Annotated in this window: 19 protein-coding genes; 11 read left to right on the top strand and 8 right to left on the bottom strand. The window is 73.9% G+C overall.

Annotated elements, in window-relative coordinates:
- Positions 1-437 precede the first annotated feature (437 nt).
- Complete coding sequence (locus ACZ4UX_RS32125) at positions 438-1,295, top strand: DeoR/GlpR family DNA-binding transcription regulator (protein WP_465709278.1); 858 nt, start codon at positions 438-440, stop codon at positions 1,293-1,295.
- 155 nt (positions 1,296-1,450) lie between these two features.
- Here the strand turns inward: ACZ4UX_RS32125 and ACZ4UX_RS32130 are convergent, their stop codons facing one another.
- On the bottom strand, positions 1,451-2,266 hold the full coding sequence (locus ACZ4UX_RS32130) for a DeoR/GlpR family DNA-binding transcription regulator (protein ID WP_465709204.1): 816 nt from the start codon (positions 2,264-2,266) through the stop codon (positions 1,451-1,453).
- 514 nt (positions 2,267-2,780) lie between these two features.
- On the opposite strand from ACZ4UX_RS32130, the gene galT reads away from it, so the two are divergent.
- The 3 genes from galT to galK are packed head-to-tail and all read left to right on the top strand — an operon-like array spanning position 2,781 to position 5,976.
- The gene (galT, locus tag ACZ4UX_RS32135) at positions 2,781-3,884 is read left to right on the top strand and encodes a galactose-1-phosphate uridylyltransferase (RefSeq protein ID WP_465709205.1); all 1,104 of its coding nucleotides are present in this window, start codon (positions 2,781-2,783) and stop codon (positions 3,882-3,884) included.
- Positions 3,881-4,849 (top strand): UDP-glucose 4-epimerase GalE, encoded by a 969-nt coding sequence (galE, locus tag ACZ4UX_RS32140; protein ID WP_465709206.1) that lies wholly within the window; start codon positions 3,881-3,883, stop codon positions 4,847-4,849. Before galT ends, galE begins: the two co-directional genes overlap by 4 nt.
- On the top strand, positions 4,846-5,976 hold the full coding sequence (gene galK / locus ACZ4UX_RS32145; protein WP_465709207.1) for a galactokinase: 1,131 nt from the start codon (positions 4,846-4,848) through the stop codon (positions 5,974-5,976). The genes galE and galK overlap by 4 nt, the downstream gene beginning before the upstream one ends.
- A gap of 111 nt (positions 5,977-6,087) precedes the next feature.
- On the opposite strand, the gene ACZ4UX_RS32150 is transcribed toward galK, so the two are convergent.
- Positions 6,088-7,011: a LysR family transcriptional regulator gene (locus ACZ4UX_RS32150; protein WP_465709208.1), complete on the bottom strand. Its 924-nt coding sequence runs from the start codon at positions 7,009-7,011 to the stop codon at positions 6,088-6,090.
- Positions 7,012-7,082: 71 nt separating this feature from the next.
- On the opposite strand from ACZ4UX_RS32150, the gene ACZ4UX_RS32155 reads away from it, so the two are divergent.
- The gene (locus tag ACZ4UX_RS32155) at positions 7,083-7,973 is read left to right on the top strand and encodes an SDR family NAD(P)-dependent oxidoreductase (protein ID WP_465709209.1); all 891 of its coding nucleotides are present in this window, start codon (positions 7,083-7,085) and stop codon (positions 7,971-7,973) included.
- A 68-nt stretch (positions 7,974-8,041) separates the two neighbouring features.
- Here ACZ4UX_RS32155 and ACZ4UX_RS32160 read toward each other — a convergent pair whose 3' ends face one another.
- Both ACZ4UX_RS32160 and ACZ4UX_RS32165 read right to left on the bottom strand, forming a co-directional pair.
- Positions 8,042-8,467, bottom strand: coding sequence for a response regulator (locus tag ACZ4UX_RS32160; RefSeq protein WP_329485594.1), 426 nt, complete (start codon positions 8,465-8,467; stop codon positions 8,042-8,044).
- Complete coding sequence (locus ACZ4UX_RS32165) at positions 8,464-8,808, bottom strand: hypothetical protein (protein WP_465709210.1); 345 nt, start codon at positions 8,806-8,808, stop codon at positions 8,464-8,466. Before ACZ4UX_RS32165 ends, ACZ4UX_RS32160 begins: the two co-directional genes overlap by 4 nt.
- A 114-nt stretch (positions 8,809-8,922) precedes the next feature.
- On the opposite strand from ACZ4UX_RS32165, the gene ACZ4UX_RS32170 reads away from it, so the two are divergent.
- On the top strand, positions 8,923-10,533 hold the full coding sequence (locus ACZ4UX_RS32170; protein WP_465709211.1) for a sensor histidine kinase: 1,611 nt from the start codon (positions 8,923-8,925) through the stop codon (positions 10,531-10,533).
- Positions 10,530-11,735, top strand: a complete 1,206-nt coding sequence (locus ACZ4UX_RS32175) for a PP2C family protein-serine/threonine phosphatase (protein WP_465709212.1) — start codon at positions 10,530-10,532, stop codon at positions 11,733-11,735. Before ACZ4UX_RS32170 ends, ACZ4UX_RS32175 begins: the two co-directional genes overlap by 4 nt.
- A 45-nt stretch (positions 11,736-11,780) precedes the next feature.
- On the opposite strand, the gene ACZ4UX_RS32180 is transcribed toward ACZ4UX_RS32175, so the two are convergent.
- The 3 genes from ACZ4UX_RS32180 to ACZ4UX_RS32190 all read right to left on the bottom strand — a co-directional run bounded on the left by ACZ4UX_RS32180 (position 11,781) and on the right by ACZ4UX_RS32190 (position 14,931).
- On the bottom strand, positions 11,781-12,884 hold the full coding sequence (locus ACZ4UX_RS32180; RefSeq protein WP_465709213.1) for an NADH:flavin oxidoreductase/NADH oxidase: 1,104 nt from the start codon (positions 12,882-12,884) through the stop codon (positions 11,781-11,783).
- A gap of 259 nt (positions 12,885-13,143) precedes the next feature.
- The gene (locus ACZ4UX_RS32185; RefSeq protein ID WP_465709214.1) at positions 13,144-14,304 is read right to left on the bottom strand and encodes an ROK family transcriptional regulator; all 1,161 of its coding nucleotides are present in this window, start codon (positions 14,302-14,304) and stop codon (positions 13,144-13,146) included.
- A 108-nt stretch (positions 14,305-14,412) separates the two neighbouring features.
- Positions 14,413-14,931, bottom strand: coding sequence for an ATP-binding protein (locus ACZ4UX_RS32190; protein ID WP_465709215.1), 519 nt, complete (start codon positions 14,929-14,931; stop codon positions 14,413-14,415).
- A 298-nt stretch (positions 14,932-15,229) separates the two neighbouring features.
- Between ACZ4UX_RS32190 and ACZ4UX_RS32195 the strand changes: the two genes are divergently transcribed.
- Together ACZ4UX_RS32195 and ACZ4UX_RS32200 are read left to right on the top strand one after the other, a co-directional pair.
- Entirely contained in the window at positions 15,230-17,629 is a 2,400-nt protein-coding gene (locus tag ACZ4UX_RS32195; protein WP_465709216.1) for an ATP-binding protein, read from the top strand.
- Positions 17,630-17,812: 183 nt separating this feature from the next.
- Positions 17,813-18,310 (top strand): ATP-binding protein, encoded by a 498-nt coding sequence (locus ACZ4UX_RS32200; protein WP_465709217.1) that lies wholly within the window; start codon positions 17,813-17,815, stop codon positions 18,308-18,310.
- 144 nt (positions 18,311-18,454) lie between these two features.
- Here ACZ4UX_RS32200 and ACZ4UX_RS32205 read toward each other — a convergent pair whose 3' ends face one another.
- Complete coding sequence (locus tag ACZ4UX_RS32205; RefSeq protein WP_329485601.1) at positions 18,455-19,291, bottom strand: undecaprenyl-diphosphate phosphatase; 837 nt, start codon at positions 19,289-19,291, stop codon at positions 18,455-18,457.
- Between the two features lie 186 nt (positions 19,292-19,477).
- Between ACZ4UX_RS32205 and ACZ4UX_RS32210 the strand changes: the two genes are divergently transcribed.
- Positions 19,478-20,044 carry a TetR/AcrR family transcriptional regulator gene (locus ACZ4UX_RS32210; RefSeq protein WP_465709218.1) on the top strand — a complete coding sequence of 189 codons (567 nt, stop codon included), beginning with the start codon at positions 19,478-19,480 and terminating at the stop codon, positions 20,042-20,044.
- A 131-nt stretch (positions 20,045-20,175) separates the two neighbouring features.
- Positions 20,176-21,627 carry a DHA2 family efflux MFS transporter permease subunit gene (locus tag ACZ4UX_RS32215; RefSeq protein WP_465709219.1) on the top strand — a complete coding sequence of 484 codons (1,452 nt, stop codon included), beginning with the start codon at positions 20,176-20,178 and terminating at the stop codon, positions 21,625-21,627.
- The last annotated feature ends 52 nt before the right edge of the window (positions 21,628-21,679 follow it).

The raw sequence follows: 21,679 nt of genomic DNA on the forward strand, positions 1-21,679 counted from the left end.
AACTCCTTCTGGCAGAACGTCGCCCAAGGCGCCCTCCTCGTCGCCGCCGTCGTCATCCAGCAACGCCAGAGCGGCGAACGCGCCATCGGCCTCCCTGCCTAGCCACCGGGCCCGGGCCTCCGGACCGATCGGCCCGGAGGCCGTGCCGGGTCAGCGACTTCCGCACCCGCCCGGCCGGCGGCGCCCGTTCGACGAACGGACCGCTCCGGTCGCGCCCGTGGGGAACGGCGAGGGCCGCCGAGGGTCGGCCCGCTCGCCACAGACTGCCGGTGGTACCCGACTGGACCGGGTGCCACCGGCGGTTCCGTACCGGCCGGGTGGCCTCCGGCGCACCACCGGGCCCGCCCCGGAACCGCATTCGACGGAGCCGTCCTCGACGGGACCGTCTCGATCGAGCCGTATCCGATCCGCCCGAGGGAGCTGACCACAGCATGGTGATGCCCGATCAGGGGCTGCTCGCCCAGCAGCGCCGCTCCCTCATCCTGGAGGCGGTCCGGCGCGACGGCGCCGTGCGGGTGTCCGACCTGTCCGTCGCGTTCGGCGTCTCCGACATGACGATCCGGCGCGACCTCGACGCCCTGGCGCGGTCCGGGGCGGTGGAGAAGGTGCACGGCGGCGCGGTCACCGCCGGCACCGCCCAGGAGCTCGGCTTCGAGGTGAAGTCCACCCTCGAATCGGCGGCCAAGGCCACCATCGCCGAGGCGACCGCCGCCCTGGTCGAACCCGGCACGGTGGTGGCCCTCAGCGGCGGTTCCACCACGCACGCCGTGGCGACCCAGCTGCTGAACGTCCCGGACCTGACCATCCTCACCAACTCGCTGCCGATCGAGCGCCTGGTGCGCGGAGCGACGGACACCGCCCAGCGACCGCCCGTCGTGCTCCTGACCGGCGGCAGTGCGACCCCCTCCGAGGCCCTCGTCGGGCCCATCACCGACCAGGCCATCGCCTCGCTCCACGTCGACCTGCTGATCCTCGGCACCCACGGGGTCACCGAGAACGAGGGGCTCACCAGCCCCAATCTCGCGGAGGCCCAGGCCAACCGGATGTTCATCTCGCGCGCCCGCCGCGTCGCGGTGGCGGCGGACCACACCAAGTGGGGTGTCACGGGGCTCAGCACCTTCGCCGACCTGGACCAGATCGGCTGGTTCGTCACCGACGACGGGATGCCGCCGCAGGCCCGTGCCGTCCTCGCGGAGCGGGTCGGCAAGCTGATCATCACCACCCCCGGCGCCGTCCCGGAGACCGACGGCAGGAAGCCGGGCCCGCTCCTGCGGGGGCCGCGGCCGCCGGAGTGACCGCCGCGGACCGGCAGCGACACGGCCGGTCGGTCCTCGGGAACGGGTCGGTCCTCGGGAACCGGTCGCCCCTCGGGAACGGGTCAGTCCTTGGGGACGGGTCAGTCCTTGGGACCGGGTCAGTCCTTGGGGACGGGTCAGTCCTTGGGACCGGGTCAGTCCTTGGGGATGGGCGCGACGACGAGTTCGCCGACCGTGTCCGCCAGCACCGCGCGGGCCTGGCCGGAGATCCCGTCGTCGGTCACGAAGCAGTCCACGTCGGCCAGGGTGGCGAAGGAACTCAGCGCCACCACACCCCACTTGGTGTGGTCCGCGACCACGGCCACCCGGCGCGCGGCGGCCACCAGGGCCCGGTTGGTCTCGGCCTCGGCGAGGTTGGGGGTGGTGAGCCCGGCCTGCTCGGAGACCCCGTGCGTGCCGAGGATCAGCAGGTCCATGTGGAGGCTGCGGATCGCCTGGTCGGCCAGCGGGCCGACCAGCGCCGCCGAGCGGGTCGGGCTGCCGCCGGTGACCAGCAGGGTCGGCGCCGCGTCGCCCAGCTCCCGGCGGGCGGTGCGCAGCAGCTCGGCGACGGGCAGGGAGTTGGTGACGACGGTCAGGCGGGGGACGGCGAGCAGGCGCGAGGCGACGGCGAAGGACGTGGTGCCGGCGGAGAGCGCGACGACGGTGCCGGGCTCGACCAGACCGGCGGCCGCGTCCGCGAGGGCCGCCTTGGCCGCGGACTCCCGGGTGGACTTGGCCTCGAAGCCGGGTTCGTCGGTGGTGGCGGTCGGTCCGGTCACGGCGACGGCGCCGCCGTGGACCTTCTCCACGCCGCCGCTGCGGGCGAGCGCGTCGAGGTCCCGGCGGATGGTCATGTCCGAGACGCCGAGCTCCTCGACCAGGTCGGCGACCCGGACGGCGCCGTCCCTGCGGACGTACTCCAGGATGAGCGCCCGACGCTGCTGCGCGAGCAAGCCCTGATCCGCCACGACGCTCCCCGTTCCGGTCCCTGTCCCGCGCGCGGCGCGCCTGTGCGCCGTCGGCCGGGTCTGCCGGCCACCAACGTAGCGCAGGGGAGAACAGGATCGAACGGCGGAGCGCCCCCTTCCGGTCGTGTCCGGGGGTTCGCCCGCCCGCTGCTGGTGGAACGTGTTGACCTGGCCGCCTCCGGCCCGCGGCCGCGGCGAACCGCGTCGCGGACACGTCCTGGGAGCGGCCGCCGGGCGCGCCCGGCGCGGTCCGCGCGCCCCCCTCGGGCACCGTCGCGACCCGCGAAACCGCCTGGACCCAGCCGCTTCCCCGGCGCCCACCGGGCCCTGCGGCACCGGCCCGTCGGGCCCCGCGTGTCCGTCCTGGCGCGGCCGTCGCCCGCCGTGCCAGGCTCCCGGTAGGTTCCCGGGTCATCACCGTTGCTTTTTGCTCATTTATGTTTGATTATGTGGTGCCACAGTCCGTTGGCGGAGCGAGGCAGTCGCCGCCCGGGACCCCCGCCGAGAGGAAGCCGTGATCAGGACGACCAGCAAGCTCGCCGACGGGCGCGAGCTGATCTATTTCGACAGTGACGTGCCCGCCCACCGCGGCACCGCGGACCTCCGCCCCCTGGAGGCCCCGGCCAACCGCTCGGAGATCCGCCGCGACGCGGTGACCGGCGCCTGGGTGACCGTCGCCGCCCACCGCCAGGCCCGGACGTACCAGCCGCCGGCCGACGAATGTCCGCTCTGCCCGTCCCGCGACGGCCGGTTCAGCGAGATCCCCGACGCCGACTACCAGGTCGCCGTCTTCGAGAACCGTTTCCCCTCGCTCGCCGCGGACAGCCCCGCCCCCGAGGGCGCCGCCGGCGACCCGCTGCGCACCGCCCTGGCCGGGACCGGTCGCTGCGAGGTCGTCTGCTTCACCTCCGACCACCAGTCGTCCTTCGCCGCCCTGGACGAGGCGCACGCCCGGCTGGTCCTGGACGCCTGGACGGACCGCACCGCCGAGCTCTCCGCGCTGCCGGGCGTCGAGCAGGTCTACTGCTTCGAGAACCGCGGCGCCGAGATCGGCGTCACGCTCGCCCACCCGCACGGCCAGATCTACGCCTTCCCCTTCGCCACCCCGCGCACCGCCCGGATGGTGGAGCAGGCCGCGAAGCACCGGGCCACCACCGGCCGCAACCTCTTCGAGGACCTGCTCGACGCCGAACGCGGCGACCCCCGGCGCACCGTCCTCACCGGCCGGCACTGGACTGCCTTCGTGCCGTTCGCCGCCCGCTGGCCCTACGAGGTGCACCTCTACCCCAACCGCCGGGTCGGCGACCTCACCCGGCTCACCGAGGCCGAGCGCGCCGAGTTCCCCGGCGTCTACCTGGAGCTGCTGCGCCGCTTCGACCGGCTGTTCACCGCGCCCGGCGCCGACGAGGCCGCCGCACCGACCCCGTACATCTCCGCCTGGCACCAGGCCCCCGCCACCAACGGCGCGGAGCTCGCCCTGCACCTGGAGCTGTTCACCATCCGGCGGACCGCCGACAAGCTCAAGTACCTGGCCGGCGTGGAGTCCGGCATGGACGCCTTCGTCAACGACGTGTCGCCCGAGACGGCCGCCGAGCGGCTGCGCGAGGTGGCGTCATGAGCGCCGCCCGCAAGTACCTGGTCACGGGTGGCGCCGGCTATGTCGGCAGCGTGGTCGCCGCCCACCTGCTGGAGGCGGGACACCAGGTGACCGTCCTGGACGACCTCTCCACCGGCTTCCGCGAGGGTGTGCCGGCCGGCGCCGAGTTCGTGCGGGGGCGGATCCAGGAGGCGGGCGAGGTCCTCGACGCCTCCTTCGACGGGGTGCTGCACTTCGCGGCCTCCTCGCAGGTCGGCGAGTCGGTCGCGGACCCGGAGAAGTACTGGCGCAACAACGTGGCCGGCTCGCTGGAGCTGATCAGCGCGATGCGCGCGGCGGGCGTGCGCAAGCTGGTGTTCTCCTCCACCGCCGCCACCTACGGCGAGCCGGAGTCGGTGCCGATCGCCGAGACCGCCCGCACCGCGCCCACCAACACCTACGGCGCCACCAAGCTGGCCGTCGACCACCTGATCACCAGCGAGGCCGTCGCGCACGGCCTGGCCGCCGTCTCGCTGCGCTACTTCAACGTGGCCGGCGCGTACGGCGCCTACGGCGAGCGGCACGACCCCGAGTCGCACCTGATCCCGCTGGTCTTCCAGGCCGCACTCGGGCAGCGCCCGCACATCGCGGTCTACGGCGACGACTACCCGACCGAGGACGGCACCTGCGTCCGCGACTACATCCACGTCGCGGACCTCGCCGACGCCCACCTGCTGGCGCTGGACGCCGCCGAAGCGGGCGAGCACCTGATCTGCAACCTCGGCAACGGCAGCGGCTTCTCGGTCCGCGAGGTCATCGAGTCGGTCAAGCGCGTCACCGGCCGCGAGATCCCGGTGGTCACCGCCGAGCGCCGCGCCGGCGACCCCGCCGTCCTGGTGGCCTCCGCCGAGCGCGCCCACCAGAAGCTCGGCTGGACCCCCAAGCGCCCCAACCTCGACGACATCGTCGCCGACGCCTGGAACTTCACCCTGGAGCACCCCGCATGACCACCTTCCGGACGCTGTTCTCCGCCGACCCCGAGGGCACCTGGGCCGCCCCCGGCCGGGTCAACCTGATCGGCGAGCACACCGACTACAACGACGGCTTCGTCCTTCCCGTCGCCCTCCCCCACACCACCCGCGTCCAGGCCCGCCGCCGTGCCGACAGCCTGCTGCGCCTGCACAGCGCCCGGGGCGGCGACGAGATCACCACCCTCGACCTCGACAAGCTGGAGCCCGGGAGCCCCACCGGCTGGACCGCGTACCCCGCGGCCGTCGTCCGGGCCCTGCGCGACGCGGGCCACGCCGTCGCCGGCGCCGACCTGCTGATCGACAGCGACGTCCCCGAGGGCGCCGGCCTCTCCTCGTCCGCCGCCCTGCAGTGCGCCGTCGTCACCGCCTACAACGACCTGTACCACCTCGGCCTGGACAGGATGCAGCTCGCCCTGCTCGCCCAGCGCGCCGAGAACGCCTACGTCGGCGTCCCCTGCGGGATCATGGACCAGACCGCCTCCCTGTGCTGCCGCGCGGGCCACGCGCTCCTCCTGGACACCCGCGACCTCACCAGCCGCCAGGTGCCGCTCGACCTCGAAGGCGCCGGCCTGCGGCTGCTCGTGATCGACACCCGGGTCAAGCACGACCTCGCCGACGGCGCCTACGCGAAGCTGCGGGCCGGCTGCGAGCGGGCCGCCGAGCTGCTCGGCCTCGCCGCCCTACGCGACCTCACGGCCGACGCCCTGCCCGCGGCCCTCGACCGGCTGCCGGCCGAACTGCGGCCGCTGGTCCGCCACGTGGTCACCGAGGACGACCGGGTACGGCAGGCCACCGCCCTGCTCGACGCCGGCGACCTGGCCGGCCTCGGCGCGGTCCTCACCGCCGGGCACGCCTCGCTCCGCGACGACTACGCGGTCTCCTGCCCCGAGACCGACCTCGCCGCGGACACCGCCGTCGCCGCCGACGCCCTCGGCGCCCGGATGACCGGCGGCGGCTTCGGGGGCTCGGTCATCGCGCTCGTCCACCAGGACGACGCCGACCGCGTCACCGCCGCCGTCACCGCGGCCTTCGCGGCCGCCGGCCACGCCCCGCCGCGCACCTTCGCGGCCACCCCCGCCGACGGCGCCCGCCGCATCGCCTGACGGGCGTCGACGGGCGGCCGTCGACGTGGCCGGGCCGCCCGTGTCGTTCCCGGGCGGACCCGGGCACGACCATGTCCGCGGCTGCGGCTGCGGCTACGGCTACGGCTACGGCTAGGACGCGGCGTCGAGCTCGATCGCCACCGCCCGCAGGGCCTGTGCGACCCGGGCCACGGGCTCGGTCAACGGGCCCGGCAGACGCGCGAGTTGCAGCCGGCGCAGCTCCTGCGGACCACCGCGCACCGGCAGCACCCGCACCCCGGCCGGGACGGCCGGCGCCAGCACCGCCGGCACCGTGGTGACCCCGAGGCCGGCGGCGACGAACTGGAGCTTGGCGAGCCAGTCGCGCGCGGTGTGGGCGATCTCGGGCCGCTCGTCCAAGCCCGGCCACACCCCCATCAGCTGGTCCTCCCCGCCGGCCGGCCCGGTGACCCAGCGCAGGCCGCGCAGGTCGGCGACATCGACGAAATCCCGGTGGGCGAGCGGATGTCCGGCCGGAACGGCCAGCCGCAGGCTGCGCTCGGTCAGCGTGCGGACCACCAGCGCGGGCGTCTCCGCGTCCAGCGGGCGGAACGGCGGGCCGGAGGCGAGCAGCGCGAGATCCACCCGGCCCGCCCGCAGCGCGCGCACCGAGGCGGGCGAGGTGCCCTCGCGGCTGATCACGGTGATCGACGGATCGGACTCGCGCAACGCGGCCAGGGCCCTGGGCAGCAGGACGGCGCCGGCGCTCGGGAACCAGCCCACCCGAACGGTCCCGGCCCGGGCGGGCAGGCCGGACAGCTCGCGCGCGGCGGCGTCGATCTCGTCCAGTACGACCGCGGCCCGGCGCAGCACCAGCCGGCCGGCCGGCGTCAGCCGCACCCCCGTCCGCCGCCGCTCCAGCAGCGGGGTGCCCGCCAGCCGCTCGATCGAGGCGATCTGCCGGGACACCGCCGACTGCGTGTACCCGAGTTGGCCCGCCGCGGCGGTGAACGTGCCCTGCTCGGCGACGGCCCGCAGGACGCGCAGGGCGGTCAGCGACACTTCGGTGAAGTCCATGACGTCTACGCATACCACCTGTGCCGAACTTTCGTTGGACTCATGATGGTGGAGTTCCTAGCGTGGAGGGCATGACGAACACCACACGCATCGCCCTCGTCACCGGGGCGAACCAGGGGCTGGGCCGCGCGATCGCCGAAGGCCTCGCCGCCCGGCTGGAACCCGCCGACCTCGTCCTGCTGACCGGCCGTCACGCGGGCCGCGTCGCCGACGCGGCCCGCGAGGTCGCCGCCCTGCCCTCCACCCGGGCCCGGGTGGAGGGCACCGTCCTCGACGTGTCCGACCCCGGCGCCGTCGCCGCCCTCGCTGCCGCGCTGCGCAGGAACCACGGCGGGGTCGACATCGTCGTCTCCAACGCCATCGCCCCGCTCGTGCCGGACCGCTCGCAGGCCGAGCAGGCCGACGCGTTCATCGACGTCGCCAACGGCGGCACCCACGCCGTCCTGCGCTCCTTCGGGCCGGTGCTGCGCCCCGGCGGGCGCCTGATCGTCGTCGCCAGCGGGCTGGGCACCCTCGGGTACCTGCCGGCCCGGCTCCACCCCCTGTTCGACGGCGCGACGCCGGAGCAGGTCGAGTACGCCGTCGAGTCCTGGCGCAGCGCCGTCCACTCCGGCACGGCGGAGGAGGCCGGCTGGCCGCGCTGGATCAACGTGCCGTCCAAGGTGGCGCAGGTCGCCGCGGTACGCGCCGTCGCGGTCGCGCGGCGCGAGCGCGACCTCGCCGAGGGCACGCTGGTCGCCTCGGTCTGCCCGGGGATGGTCGACACCCGCGCCTCCCGGCCCTGGTTCAGTGACTACAGCGAGGCCCGCACCCCGGCCGAGGCCGCGCTCCCCGTCCTCGACCTGATCACCGCCGACGGCGTGGACCCGGCGCTGTACGGCGAGCTGGTGCAGTTCGGCAAGGTGCTGCCCTGGCCGGGCGGGGCCCCGCTCACCGAGCTGGACGCCCGGCTCACGCCCTGAGCCCGCCCCGGCCCGGCCCGCGTCTCGTCGGGCCGGGCCGGGCCGGCCCGTTCAGGGGCGGGGGACGTTCAGGGGCGGGGGCGGGTGGCGGTGTCGAGGTAGAAGGCGTCGATGGTCTGGACGGCCTGCTCGAACTCGTCCAGGTTGACGGGCTTGGCCACGTACGCGTTGGCGTGGCTGCTGTAGGCGCCGGTGACGTCGTCCGGGGCGGTGGAGGTGGTGAGCACGACCACCGGGATGGTCCGCAGGTCGTCGTCGTTCTTCAGGACCTTCAGCAGGTCGCGCCCGTTCATCCGGGGCATGTTGAGGTCGAGGACGATGAGGTCGGGGCGCACGCTGTCCGGGGCGCGCAGGTATTCGAGGGCGGCGACGCCGTCGGTGACCTGGACCAGGTTGCGCTCCCCGCGCTCGGAGAGGGCTTCCTCGATGAGCATCGCGTCGGCGGCGTCGTCCTCCACGAGCAGGACATCGAAGGGGCGGGCGGTGGTCATCATCGGGTGCTCCGCGGGTTCTCGGTCGGGTGGTGGAAAAGCCCCGGCCAGCGCCGGCGGGCACCTTGACGGGTCATGCCGCAGGCGGCGCCGATCTGCGGGTAACCGGCACCCGCGCGCGCGGCGTCGCCGGCCACCTCCCGCTGGAGCCGTTCGGTGGCCTGCCGGAGGTGGTCGAGTACGTGGAGCAGGCTCAGCGCCTGGGCGGTGTCGCTCACCGCGGGAGCGGCGGGGACCGCCGTCAGCCGCCCGGCCAGCCGCCGGGCGAGGTCTCCCATCGCGGCGTCCGCGATCGCGGCCGCCTCCTGCGAGGTGGTACGCAGTACGAAGTTCTTGCCGGGCATGTCAGGCACTCTAAGCCCAGAACCAACCCACGACAACAACCGTTGTCGTCCGCCCTCTAGAGTGGCCTCGCCGCATCCGATCGAAGGCATCGGGCAGAGCGAGGAGTTGACACGATGACCGGCGACGACAGTGACCGGAGGTCCGGCGGGGGCCTTGCCACCTGGACGACCCGGCGGTGGCTCCGGGTGGGAGTCACCGCGTCCCTGGTGATCCTCACCCTGCTCGGAGTAGCGGGGGCGTGGGTACTGTCCCGCACCCAGTCGATCAGCACCGACCTGGTGGACGTGCGCTCCCCCGCGCTCGCCAGCGCGTTCCGCCTGGAGTCGGCCCTGCTCAACCAGGAGACCGGGATCCGCGGCTACGGCCTCACCGGCACCCCGGAGTTCATGGCGCCCTACCAGCAGGGGCTCGCCGAGCAGCGGACGGAGACCGCACAGCTGACGGAGCTGCTCCACGACGACCCCGCCGGCCTCGCCGACCTGAAGGCCGTGCAGGACGCCGTGACGAGCTGGCAGGAGCGGATCGCCCGGCCGATCGCCGACGCGCCACCCGGCACGCCCTCGCCGCTCGCGGCCGGCAGCGCCTCGGAGGGCAAGAACGCCTTCGACGACGTACGGGCCGCCCTGAGCGGCCAGGAGGACCGGCTGCGCGAGGACCGCGACGCCACGCGGAGCGACCTCGCCGCCATGATGCGGCTGCGGAACTGGGTGTTCGGCGCCGTCGCCGTGCTGATCGCCGTCCTCGCCGCCCTGGTGTTCGAGGGGCTGCGCCGGGGCATCACCGAGCCGCTGGACCAACTCGTCGCGGACGCCCGCACCATCGGCGGCGGCGACTTCGACCACCCCATCACCCCGACCGGCCCCGCCGACCTCCGGCGCCTGAGCGGCGAGATCGACTCCATGCGCCGGCGCCTGGTGCGGGAACTGGCCTTCACCGAGGAGGCCCGGCTGCGCCTGGACGAGCAGGCGGCGGACCTCCAGCGGTCCAACACCGAGCTGGAGCAGTTCGCCTACGTCGCCTCCCACGACCTCCAGGAGCCGCTGCGCAAGGTCTCCAGCTTCACCCAGCTCCTCCAGCGCCGCTACGGGGGCCAACTCGACGCCAAGGCCGACCAGTACATCGCCTTCGCGGTCGACGGTGCGAACCGCATGCAGGTCCTCATCAACGACCTCCTCGACTTCTCCCGGGTGGGCCGGCTCCACCACGCCCACCAGGAGGTCGACCTCGACCAGGTGCTGGAACAGACCCTGGCCGCGCTGAGCGTGGGCATCGAGGAGGCCGACGCGAAGATCACCCACGATCCGCTGCCGACCCTGGTCGCCGACCCCACCCAGATGGGGATGCTCTGGCAGAACCTGATCGGCAACGCGGTCAAGTTCCGCCGGCCCGGCGTGGCGCCGGAGATCCACGTCTCGGCCGTCCGGGAGGACGCGCTCTGGCACTTCGCGGTGACCGACAACGGCATCGGCATCGCACCGGAGTTCGCCGAGAAGGTGTTCGTGATCTTCCAGCGGCTGCACACCAAGGACGCCTACTCCGGCAGCGGCATCGGGCTGGCGATGTGCAAGAAGATCGTCGAGTTCCACGGCGGCACCATCGCCATCGACCCCGACCACCGCGACGGCGCCCGCATCACCTTCACCCTGGCACCCGAACCGCCGCAGCGCCCCGGCCCGCCGACCGGCGAGACCGCGGCCCGATCCGACACGGAGCAGGCACGATGAGCACGGCCGTGGCAGCCATCCCCGGCGCCGCCCCCGACGAACCGCTGTACCGCGTCCTCCTCATCGAGGACGACCAGGGCGACGCCCTGCTCGTGGAGGAGCTCCTCCACGACACCGGGCTGCGGTTCGAACTCACCACCCGGCCCACCCTCGCCGAGGCCCGCGCCGCCCTCGCCGCCCACCCGGCCGACTGCATCCTCCTCGACCTGCACCTGCCCGACGCGACGGGCACCGCCGCGGTCACCGCCGTCCGCGCCGTCGCCCCCCACACGGCGGTGATCGTCCTCACCGGCATGGCGGAGGCCCAGGCGGGCACCGAGGCGATGGCCGCCGGCGCCCAGGACTACCTCGTCAAGGGCAAGGTCGAGGCGGACCTGCTGCACCGCACCGTGCGCTACGCCGTGTACCGCAGCCAGACCGAGCGCGCCAGCATCGAGGCCCAGGCCGCCCGCCTGCGGGCCGAGGAGAACGCCCGCCTGGAGCGGGGGCTGCTGCCCCCGCCGATCCTCGGCACCTCCACGGTCACGGTGACCGCCCGCTACCTGCCCGGAGCCAGCACGGCCCTGCTCGGCGGGGACTTCCTCGACGTCGTGGAGGGCGACGACGGACTGCTGCACGCCGTCGTCGGCGACGTCAGCGGACACGGCCCCGACGCCGCCGCACTCGGCGTGCTGCTGCGGATCGCCTGGCGCTCCCTGGTACTCGGCGGACACCGCGGCGAGAGCCTGCTCCACCTGATGGAGCGCATCCTGATCGCCGAACGCGGCAACCAGGTGCTCTTCGCCACCTGCACGCTCCTCACGCTCGACCAGAACGCCACCACGGCCACCCTCTACCTGGCCGGCCACCACGAGCCCCTGCTCACCACGGCGCACGGCACCCGTGAGCTGACCGCCGCCCACGGCATCGCCCTGGGCATCGCCCCCGGACTGGGCAGCTGGACCCCGACCGTCATCCCCCTCCCGGCCGACGGCGCGCTCACCCTCTACACCGACGGCCTCACCGAGGGGCACAACGGGACGACGAAGGGACGGCTCGGCGTCGACGGCCTGCTCCGACTGATCGACACCCTGCCCCCGGCCGATCCGGCCGCCCACGTCGACCTCCTCATCAAGGAGACCCACGCCCTCAACGCCGGCCGCCACACCGACGACCTCGCCGTCCTCCGCCTCGACTGGGGCAGCCGCCCACCGTCGGGCTGACCGGCCGGGGGCCGCCGGGGCGCGCCCCGGCGGCCGGCGCCGGGGTCAGGCGCGGTGGTACTGGACCGGGGCGGGGAGGGGGGCGCCCAGGGTGGTGGCGGCGTGGCGGGGCCAGTAGGGGTCGCGCAGGAGTTCGCGGCCGAGCAGGACGGCGTCGGCCCGGCCGGTGGCCAGGATCTCCTCGGCCTGGGCGGGGTCGGTGATCAGGCCGACGGCCGCCACCGGCATGCCGGTCCCGTTGCGCACCGCCTCGGCGAAGGGCACCTGGTAGCCGGGGCCGGCGGTGATCCTGGCGTCGGGGGCGATGCCTCCGGTGGAGATGTCCATCAGGTCCACGCCACGGGCCTGGAGCTCCTTGGCGAACCGGACGGTGTCCTCCGACGTCCAGCCCTCGCGGTCGTCCTGCGGGTCCTCGGTGAGCCAGTCGGTCGCGGAGATCCGGAAGAAGAGCGGCAGGTCCTGCGGCCACACCGCCCGGACGGCGTCGACGACCTCCAGCGCGAAGCGGGTCCGTCCCTCGAAGGAGCCCCCGTAGGCGTCGGTGCGGTGGTTGCTGTGGGGCGAGAGGAACTGGTGGATCAGGTAGCCGTGGGCACCGTGGATCTCGGCGACCTGGAAGCCGGCGTCGAGCGCCCGGCGGGCGGCGTCGGCGAACTGCCGTACGACATCACCGATCTGCTCCTCCGTCAGATCCTCCGGCGTGGTGTGCGCCGGCGAGAAGGGCACGGCGGTCGGGGCGACCGGCGTCCAGCCGTGGGCCTCGTCCGGGCCGATGGCGCGGCCGCGGTCGACCCAGGTGCGCTCGGTGGAGGCCTTGCGGCCGGCGTGGGCGAGCTGGATCGCGGCAACCGTGCCCTGCGCCTTCAGGAAGGCGGTGATCCGCCGGAACGCCTCGACCTGGGTGTCGTTCCAGATGCCGAGGTCGTACGGGCTGATGCGGCCCTCCGGGCTGACGGCGGTGGCCTCGGTGACGATCAGCCCCGTGCCGCCGGTGGCGCGGGCCGCGAGGTGGGTGAAGTGCCAGTCCGTCGGGACACCGGCCCCGTCGCCGTCCGGCACGGCGCTGTACTGGCACATCGCCGCCATCCAGACACGATTGGGGACGGTCAGCGACCTCAGGGTGTACGGGGTGAAGAGAGTGGTGCTCATGTCGGGTCTCCTGAATGAGGCGGCGGCGCCGTCCAAATACTTGCAGTCACGCCCTACTGCGTACGACAATAGTTGCACACGCCTCATTACGGCAAGGGGTGACCTTCGCCGCCCCGGAGCGCCCCGCGGACAGCCGGACCGGCCCGGTGGCCCGCGCCTCCCCCACCGCGACCGCCGCCCCCGGAGCCCCCGGCTCGCACCTGCCGTGCGCTACCTCGGCCGCACACGGCGGCACGAACGGCCGGGCCCGGGGCCCGCGCTACGGGAGGAGCGCCTGGATGCCCAGAACGGCGGCGCCCCGGGCCCATTCCTCCCACGGAAGTGGACGCAGGGTCAGCGGGCACTTCGCCGCCGCCTTGAAGCAGTGCGCGGCGTACGCCTCCCTGATGTGGGTGCCGAAGAGGTCGTAGGTGTCGAGCCCTTCGCCGGTGACGACGACGCGCTCGGGCCCGAGGAGGCTCACCAGGGTGGCGATGCCGACTCCGATGGCCCGGCCGGCCGCGGCGAAGGCCTCCCGGGCGGCCCGGTCGCCGGCCCGGGCGAGCTGGACGACGTCGTCGAAGTCGAGGTCCGCGCGGCCGGTCGCACCGCGGGCCGAGGCGAGGATGGCGCCGCTGGCCGCGAAGACCTCGACGCAGCCGACCCCGCCGCAGTGGCAGGGCGGGCCGTCCGGGTCGATGCTGATGTGCCCCAACTCGCCGGCGACCCCGTAGGCCCCGGTGACCAGTTGGCCGTTGACGACCAGCCCGGAGCCGACCCCCGAACCGATCGTGACCAGCGCGAAGTTCTCCGTCCCGATCCCCTCGCCGAACCAGTGCTCGGCGGCGGTCAGGGCCTTGACGTCGTTCTCCACCGTGACGCTCAGCCCGGTCGCCCTCGCCAGCTCGTCCGCCAGCGGGACGTCGCGCCAGCCGGGAAGGACGGAGTACCGGACGAGGCCGGCCGACCGGTCCACGTCACCGGAGACCGCGACCCCGAGGCGCCTTGTACGCTCCCGGAACACCGGGTCGGCGTCGAGGAGCTCCTCGACGAGTTCACCCAGCAGCCCGCAGACGGCCTCCGGGCTGCGGTCCTCGCCCAGCTGACGGCCGCCGGTGACCCGCAGACCGGCCCGCAGGTCGCAGACCACGCCGAACAGGGCCTCGCCGCTGATCTTGATCCCGACGAAGAACTCCCGGTCCACCGTGACGGCCAACGGGTTGACCGGGCGGCCGGCCCCGGGGGCGGTACGCTCCGGGGGGAGTTCGTGGAGATAGCCGTCGACGATGAGCGGCCTGGCGGCCTTGGTGACGGCGGTCGAGGACAGGCCCGTACGACGGGCCAGTTCGACCCTGCTGAGCGGACTCTCGGCCAGCAGGAGGGCGAGGATGGCGGTCTCGGCCGGGGCCGTGACCAGCGGCTGCGCGTGATTCGGGAACACCACCGCAACGTACTCGCAAATAATTTACTTTGTCCAGTATTAAAGTACGCGGCCGGGGTCGTTCCGGTGCCGGGCCCGCTCACCGCCGTGCAGGCCCGGCCGCGCCGGCTACGGCGTCGCGGGCCCGGTGGCCAGGCGGGCCAGCACCCGCGTCCCGGCCGGGGACGGGAAGGCCACGCACGAGGTCACGCAGTGCCGCACCAGGCCGAGACCCCAGCCGCCGGAGACGGCGTCCTGATCTGCGACACGACAGGCGGCCCAGCGTCCCCACCACAGCCACGCCCCCGACGCCGTGACCTCGAGGTCCAGGACCGCGCCGTCGAACCCGACGGCGACCGCCACCTCGGGGCCGTGGCCGTGCAGCACCGCCTGCGTGACCAGCTCGGTGACGGCGAGCGCCAGCCGTTCGGTGGCCTCGACGGGGACGCCCCACCGCCCGGCGGCATCCTCGGCGAAACGCCTCAGCACCGGGACCGAGGCCGGTGCGGCGGGTGCGGCGAGCAGCGGGCGCGCGCCCGCCCGAGGCCCCGGCACCGGGACGGGCCACCGGTCGTGCTCGGCGTGCGCGGCCTGCTCCGCGCATTCGGCTTGCCCGGCGTACTCGGCTCGAAGAGTGGCGAAGCCCATGTCAGCTCCCGATCGGTCCCGCGGGTGGCCGTCCACCCGCTGGTCGACTCCCAGCGTGGGCGGACCCGACCACGCGGGGAATCAGGGTTCGCCGGATTAGGTATACGCAATGGTCGGCAGGTCACCACACCGACCGACAGCGCGCCGCCCGTCCAGGAACCGGACCGAACCGGCCGAACCGGCCGAAGGCCGCCGCCCGCCGCCCGCCGCCCGGTCACCGTGAGCTCCGACGGCTCCCGCTCGGAGCGGCTCGCCGGGGCTCGGCCCGGCGCTCATACTGAGGTCGAGGGGATGTCCGATGGGAGGCGATCCGGGCATGGGCACCTCGCCGACCTCCACCGACGCCTTCGAGAGCGCGCTCCGGGCGACCGTCCCCGGACAGCTACCCGCCGAGGTGGCCAGCTTCGTGGGCCGGCGCGGCGAGCTGGGCGAGGTCGGGCGGCTGCTCGCCGCGTCACGCCTGGTGACGCTGGCCGGACCGGGCGGCGTCGGCAAGACCAGGCTGGCCCTGCGGGCGGCGGCGGCCGCGGAGCGGTCCTTCCCGGACGGTGTACGGCTCGTCGAGCTGGCGCAGTTGCGGGACCCGCTTCTGCTCGCGCAGAGCGTCCTGGACGCCCTGGACTTCCAGGACCACTCCGACCGGACCGCGACCGACGTCCTGACCAGCTACCTCGCGGACCGCCGGCTGCTGCTCGTCCTCGACAACTGCGAACACCTGGCCGCGCCCAGCGCCCGGCTGGTGGAGTCGCTGCTCCGGGCGGCACCCGGGCTCAAGGTGCTGGCCACCAGCAGGCAGCCGCTGGGCGTCCCCGGGGAGCACGTCTACACCGTGCCGACGATGCGGGTGCCGACCGGCGACGAACGGCCCGCCGCGCGCTCGCTCGGCCGCTACGAGGCGGTGAAGCTGTTCGAACAGCGTGCCGTCGCCGTACTGCCGGGGTTCGCCGTCTCGGACGCCAACTCCACGTCCGTGGCCCAGCTGATCGCCGCGCTCGACGGGCTCCCGCTCGCGATCGAGCTGGCGGCGTCGTGGCTCCGGGTGCTCACCGTGAACGAGGTGCTGTCCCGTCTCACGGACCGGTTCGCGCTGCTGGACGCCGGGACGGCGGCCGGCGCGCAGCCCGCCCGGCGGTCCCTGCGGGACCTGATGGACTGGAGCTTCGGACTCTGTTCGCCGCCGGAGCAGTTGCTGTGGGCCCGGGTGTCGGTGTTCTCCGGCGGCTTCGACCTGGCGGCAGCCGAGGCGGTCTGCTCCGGCGACGGAATCCCGCAGGAGACCGTGCTGGGCCTGGTGGCCGGCCTGGTGGACAAATCCGTGCTGACCCGGCAGGAGTCCGGCGACGGCGCGCGCTACCGGCTGCTGGAGACGGTCCGCGAATACGGGTACCACCGGCTGGAGGCGACCGGGGAGCGCACGCGGATGCGCCGACGCCACCGGGACCACTTCGGGCAGCTGGCCGAGCAGGCCGAGGCGAACTGGTTCGGACCCGATCAGGTGCCGTGGTTCCACCGGCTCCGGGTCGATCACGCCAATCTGCGGGCGGCCCTGGAGTTCTGCGCGGCCGAGCCGGACGAGGCGGACGCCGGGCTGACGATGGCCAGCCGGCCCCGCGACTACTGGGTCGCCATGGGCTCGCTCGGCGAGGGGCGGCAGTGGCTGGCACGCCTGCTGGCCGCCGCCGGGGGCGACGCGCCGGCGCGCACCCGGGCCGAGGGACTGGACGCCTGGTTCGCGGTCCTCCAGGGCAACCTGGCCGAGGCCGAGCCGCTGCTCACCCACCACGAGGAGCGTGCCCGGCGCCTGGCCGACGCGCCCGAGATCGCCTGGGCGCTCCAGTACCGGGCCGCAGCCATGGGCTTCGCGGATCCCGGGTCCACCGACGTGATCCCGGTCTTCGCGGAGGCGGTGGCGCGCCACCGGGAGCTCGCCGACCTGGAAGGCCTCACCTCGGACCTCTTCATGCAGGCGATCGCCGAGGGGCTGATCGGAGATCTCGGCCGGGCACTGACGCTGAGCCGGGAAGCGGTGTCGATCACGAGCGCCGCGGGCGAGTCGTTCGTCCGGTCCTACTCGATCTTCTCCGTGGCGCTGGTCACCTGGGCGAGCGGCGACCGGGAGACCGCCGCCGACCTGCTGCGCGATGCCGTCAGGCTCAAGAAGTCGTTCCGGGACAGGTGGGGACTGGCCCTCTGCGCCGAGCTGACCTTCTGGAACGCCGCCGAGGACGGCGCGCACGACCGTGCGGCCCACCTCCTGGGCATCCTGCACGCGCTCTGGGAGGGGCTCGGCGCCTCCCTGCGCGAGTCCGTCCCGTTCATGATCGAGGCGCACGAGCTGTATCTGCAGCAGGTGCGCGAGGCCATGGGGCGCCGGGCCTTCGAGGCGGCGGTCGAACGCGGCGCGCGACTCAGCCCCGAGCAGATCGTGGAGGACATCCTGCGGGAGGGAGCACCGCGGGAGCCCACCGGGACGCCGGGGGCGCGGCTGACCCGGCGCGAGGGCCAGGTGGCGGAGCTGGTCGGGCGGGGCATGAGCAACAAGGAGATCTCGGCGGCCCTGGTGATCTCCCTGCGGACCGCCGAGAACCACATCGAGCACATCCTCGCCAAGCTCGGCTTCTCCTCCCGCACCCAGATCGCCGTCTGGGTGTCACGGCATCCGACCGATCCCCCGCAGGCGGCCGGCGCCGGGAAGTGACCGGGAGGTCCGGCCCCGCACGGCCGGCCCGCCGCACCCGGACGGGGCGGACCTGTCACGTGCCGTGACGGGTGCGTCACGGCGACCAGTCGTCCGATCTGAGTAGTTCCCCCCTGTTCGTCTCCGGGCCGGTGGGCGAGCGTTGATCACGCACCACTCCCACCGCTACTTCCAGGAGTCCTCATGGACGCCATCGCCACCGTCTCCGTGACCGTCACCGGCGCTCCGCAGACGGGCGCCGCTCGGTCCGGACCGACGACGACGCCCACCGCCTCGTACCGCTCGGCCGCCGAGGTGCCACCCCCCGAAGCGTCGAACATCTGGGCGCTCCCCCACCGCCCGCGCTCCGCGCGCACCGCGCGGCGCCTGGTGCAGGGCGCCCTGCGCTGCTGGTGCATCGATGAGGACACCGCCGAGCGCGCCCTGCTGGTGACCTCCGAGCTGGTGACCAACGCCGTCGAACACGCCCTGCCGCCCGTCACCCTCTACCTCCGGCGCTGCGACGACCGCACCCTGCACATCGAGGTGGGCGACGGCGGGCCCGCCGGCCACGAGGGGGACTGGACGACCAGCTGCGCACCGGAGGAGCACGGCCGCGGCAACACGATCGTCGCCCTGGTCGCCACCGGCCACGGCAGCTGCACCCGCCCCGGCGGCGCGACCTACTGGGCGGACCTGTGAGCCGCCGGGGCACCGGGATCGCGCCGTGAGCACCCGGCGGCCGGCACCCGGCGGCAGCCGCCCGCACCGAGGCGGCCCCACCGCCGGGTGCCGGGCGCCGTCCGGCCCCGGCCGCGGGTCAGGCGGCCGGCACCGGGCCACGGGTCAGGCGGTCAGCACGCCCGAGCCGAGCAGGCCGAGGAGGATCACGCCGATGGCGATCCGATAGGCGACGAAGGCGTTGAAGGAGTGCTTGGCGACGTACTTCAGCAGCCAGGCGATCGAGCCGTAGGCGACCACGAAGGAGACCGCGGTGCCGACGACCAGCGGCGTCGTGCTGACCCCGGCGCCCAGGGCGTCCTTCAGCTCGTACAGGCCGGCGCCGGTGAGGGCGGGGATGCCGAGGAAGAAGGAGAGCCTGGTCGCGGCCACCCGTTCGAGGTCGAGCATCAGGCCCGCGGACATCGTCGCGCCGGAGCGCGAGAAGCCGGGGAACAGCAGCGCGAGGATCTGCGCCGAGCCGACGATCATCGCGTCCTTGAAGCCGGTGTCGTCCTCGCCGCGCTTGTGGCGGCCCATCTGGTCGGCCGCCCACATCACGCCGCTGCCGACGATCAGGGAGCCGGCCACCACCCAGAGCGAGGCCAGCGGGCCCTTGATCAGGGGCTTGGCGGCCAGGCCGACCACGACGATCGGAACCGTCGCGAAGATGACCCACCAGGCGAACTTGTAGTCGTGGTGGTACCGCTCCTCGCGGTTCACCAGGCCGCGGCCCCAGGCGGAGACGATCCGCACGATGTCCTTGAGGAAGTAGAGCAGCACGGCCGCGATGGCGCCGACCTGGATGACGGCGGTGAAACCGACGACGGAGGCGTCGTCGACCGGGATGCCCATCAGCCCCTCGGTGATCTTCAGATGGCCGGTGGAGGAGATCGGCAGGAACTCGGTCACCCCCTCCACGACTCCCAGGACAACGGCCTGCCCGACGGTGATCGCGCTCACGTGCACCTTCCCAGTGGTGTCGGCACTCTCCCGGGGGCCGACGTGCGGCGCTCCGGGCCATCGCATACGACTACAGGAATGTAGACGTAAGCGGCGGCGCCGTCCAACCGGCTCGGACGCCCGAACGGCTGGCGCCCCGCACCGGATCCGTTGACGCAGTTAGTGATTACCCACTAACTTGCCCGCATGGTCAGGATGAGCGCAGAGGACAGGCGCGAGAGCGTGGTCCGCGCGGCGATCGCCGAGTTCGCGCGGCGCGGGTACCACGGCACCTCCACGGAGGCGATCGCCAAGCGGGTCGGCGTCTCGCAGCCCTACCTGTTCCGGCTCTTCCCGAGCAAGAAGGCGATCTTCGTCGCCGCCTCGCTCCGCTGCATCGAGGACACCGGCCGGGTGTTCGAGGAGGCCGCGGAGGGGCTGACGGGCAAGGAAGCCATGCGCGCCATGGCGAGGGCGTACATGCGGCTGATCGCGGACGACCCCGAGAAGCTCCAGATGCAGATGCAGACCTACATCGCCGTGGCCTCCGTCGAGGCGGACGGGGACAGCGGGTTCGGCGAGACCGTCCGGGCCGCCTGGACGCAGCTCTGGGACGCCGTGAACCTCCCGCTGGAGGCCGACGGCGACGAGACCACGAGGTTCCTGGCCTACGGCATGCTCATCAACACCCTGATGGCCATGGGGTTCCCGGCCGGACACCGGGTCTGGGAGGGCATCCGCCTCGACCAGGTCGTGGTCCCGCCGGAGGCGTAGGCGCGGGCGTAGGCGCGGCCGGATCCGCCGGGGCGGCCCGCGCCGTCGCGGCATCCGGGGACTGCCACGGGCCGCAAAGTTAGTAAGCGATAACTACATCCAGAACACGCATCAACCGCTGGGGGGAAGCAATGTCACAGCAGCAGACGGCACGCCGAGGGGGTGTCACCTGGGCCCTCGTGATCACCGGTACCGCCGGATTCATGTCGGCCCTCGACAACCTGGTGGTCACCACCGCCCTGCCCGCCATCCGCGAGGACCTCGGAGGAGGGCTGGACAGCCTGGAGTGGATCGTGAGCGCGTACACGCTCACCTTCGCGGTCCTGCTGATGTTCGGCGCGGCGCTCGGTGACCGGTTCGGCCGCAGGCGGCTCTTCCTCGCCGGTATGACCGTCTTCACGGTCGCCTCCGCCGCCGCGGCCCTCGCGCCCGGCATCGACTCCCTGATCGCGGCACGCGCCGTCCAGGGCGTCGGCGCGGCCGTCATGATGCCGCTGACCCTGACCCTGCTCAGCGCCGCGGTGCCCCCCGAGAAGCGCGGGATGGCCTACGGCATCCTCGGGGCCATCAACGGACTCGGGGTCGCCCTGGGCCCGCTCATCGGCGGCAGCCTCACCGAACACGTCTCCTGGCACTGGATCTTCTGGCTGAACGTCCCGCTGGGCCTCGCCGTCCTGCCGCTCGCCCGCCTCCGCCTCGCCGAGTCCCACGGCGAGGGCGCCACGCTCGACATCCCCGGCACCCTCCTCGTCAGCGGCGGCCTCTTCGGGATCGTGTACGGCATGGTGCGCGCCCCCTCCGACGGCTGGACCGACTCCTCCGTGCTGACCGGCCTGGTCGCGGGCACCGCGCTGCTGGCCGCCTTCGTGGTGCACGGCATCCGTGCCAGGAACCCCATGCTCCCCATGCGGCTCTTCCGGTCCCGCGCCTTCTCCGCGATCAACGCCGCGAGCCTGCTGATGTTCCTGGGCATGTTCGGCTCGATCTTCCTGATCAGCCAGTACATGCAGGGCGTCCTCGGCTACTCGCCGACCGAGGCCGGGCTGCGGATGCTGCCCTGGACCGGCATGCCGATGCTCGTCTCCCCCTTCGCCGGCATCCTCTCCGACCGGTTCGGCGGCCGTCCGGTGGTGGCGGCCGGCCTGTTCCTCCAGGCCGCGGGCCTCGGCTACCTCGCCGCCGTGGCCACCCCGCACACCTCGTACGCCGCCCAGCTGCCGGCCCTGATCATCAGCGGCGTCGGCATGGCCCTGTTCTTCGCACCCGCCTCCAACCTGGTCATGTCCAGCGTCCGCCCGCAGGAACAGGGCATCGCCTCCGGGGCCAACAGCGCGCTTCGCCAGGTGGGCGGGGCGCTCGGCGTGGCCGTCATGTCGTCGGTCTTCTCCGCCCAGGGCGGCTACGAGAGCGCGCAGCGCTTCGTCGACGGCCTGTACCCGGCGGTCGTGCTCGGCTCCGTGACGGTGGCACTCGCCGGTGTGGCGGCCCTGCTGCTCCCGGCCAGGCGCCCCACCGCGGGGGGCAGGGGCACGGACCCGGGCGCCGCGAACCAGGCGCCGGTCCTGGAGCCCACCGCGCTCTGAGCAGCGTGCCCTGAGCAGCGCGCCGGCGGGAGCGCGCCACACTCCCGACCAC

This window comes from Kitasatospora sp. NPDC028961 (assembly GCF_055564815.1).

Coding starts and splice junctions, on each gene's coding strand:
- ACZ4UX_RS32195 (WP_465709216.1), top strand. CDS start 15,230: ATGGGAGGCGATCCGGGCATGGGCACCTCGCCGACCTCCACCGACGCC.
- ACZ4UX_RS32150 (WP_465709208.1), bottom strand. CDS start 7,011: ATGGACTTCACCGAAGTGTCGCTGACCGCCCTGCGCGTCCTGCGGGCC.
- ACZ4UX_RS32200 (WP_465709217.1), top strand. CDS start 17,813: ATGGACGCCATCGCCACCGTCTCCGTGACCGTCACCGGCGCTCCGCAG.
- ACZ4UX_RS32215 (WP_465709219.1), top strand. CDS start 20,176: ATGTCACAGCAGCAGACGGCACGCCGAGGGGGTGTCACCTGGGCCCTC.
- ACZ4UX_RS32190 (WP_465709215.1), bottom strand. CDS start 14,931: ATGGGCTTCGCCACTCTTCGAGCCGAGTACGCCGGGCAAGCCGAATGC.
- galE (WP_465709206.1), top strand. CDS start 3,881: ATGAGCGCCGCCCGCAAGTACCTGGTCACGGGTGGCGCCGGCTATGTC.
- ACZ4UX_RS32170 (WP_465709211.1), top strand. CDS start 8,923: ATGACCGGCGACGACAGTGACCGGAGGTCCGGCGGGGGCCTTGCCACC.
- ACZ4UX_RS32175 (WP_465709212.1), top strand. CDS start 10,530: ATGAGCACGGCCGTGGCAGCCATCCCCGGCGCCGCCCCCGACGAACCG.
- ACZ4UX_RS32125 (WP_465709278.1), top strand. CDS start 438: ATGCCCGATCAGGGGCTGCTCGCCCAGCAGCGCCGCTCCCTCATCCTG.
- ACZ4UX_RS32165 (WP_465709210.1), bottom strand. CDS start 8,808: ATGCCCGGCAAGAACTTCGTACTGCGTACCACCTCGCAGGAGGCGGCC.
- ACZ4UX_RS32180 (WP_465709213.1), bottom strand. CDS start 12,884: ATGAGCACCACTCTCTTCACCCCGTACACCCTGAGGTCGCTGACCGTC.
- ACZ4UX_RS32210 (WP_465709218.1), top strand. CDS start 19,478: ATGGTCAGGATGAGCGCAGAGGACAGGCGCGAGAGCGTGGTCCGCGCG.
- ACZ4UX_RS32155 (WP_465709209.1), top strand. CDS start 7,083: ATGACGAACACCACACGCATCGCCCTCGTCACCGGGGCGAACCAGGGG.
- galK (WP_465709207.1), top strand. CDS start 4,846: ATGACCACCTTCCGGACGCTGTTCTCCGCCGACCCCGAGGGCACCTGG.
- ACZ4UX_RS32160 (WP_329485594.1), bottom strand. CDS start 8,467: ATGATGACCACCGCCCGCCCCTTCGATGTCCTGCTCGTGGAGGACGAC.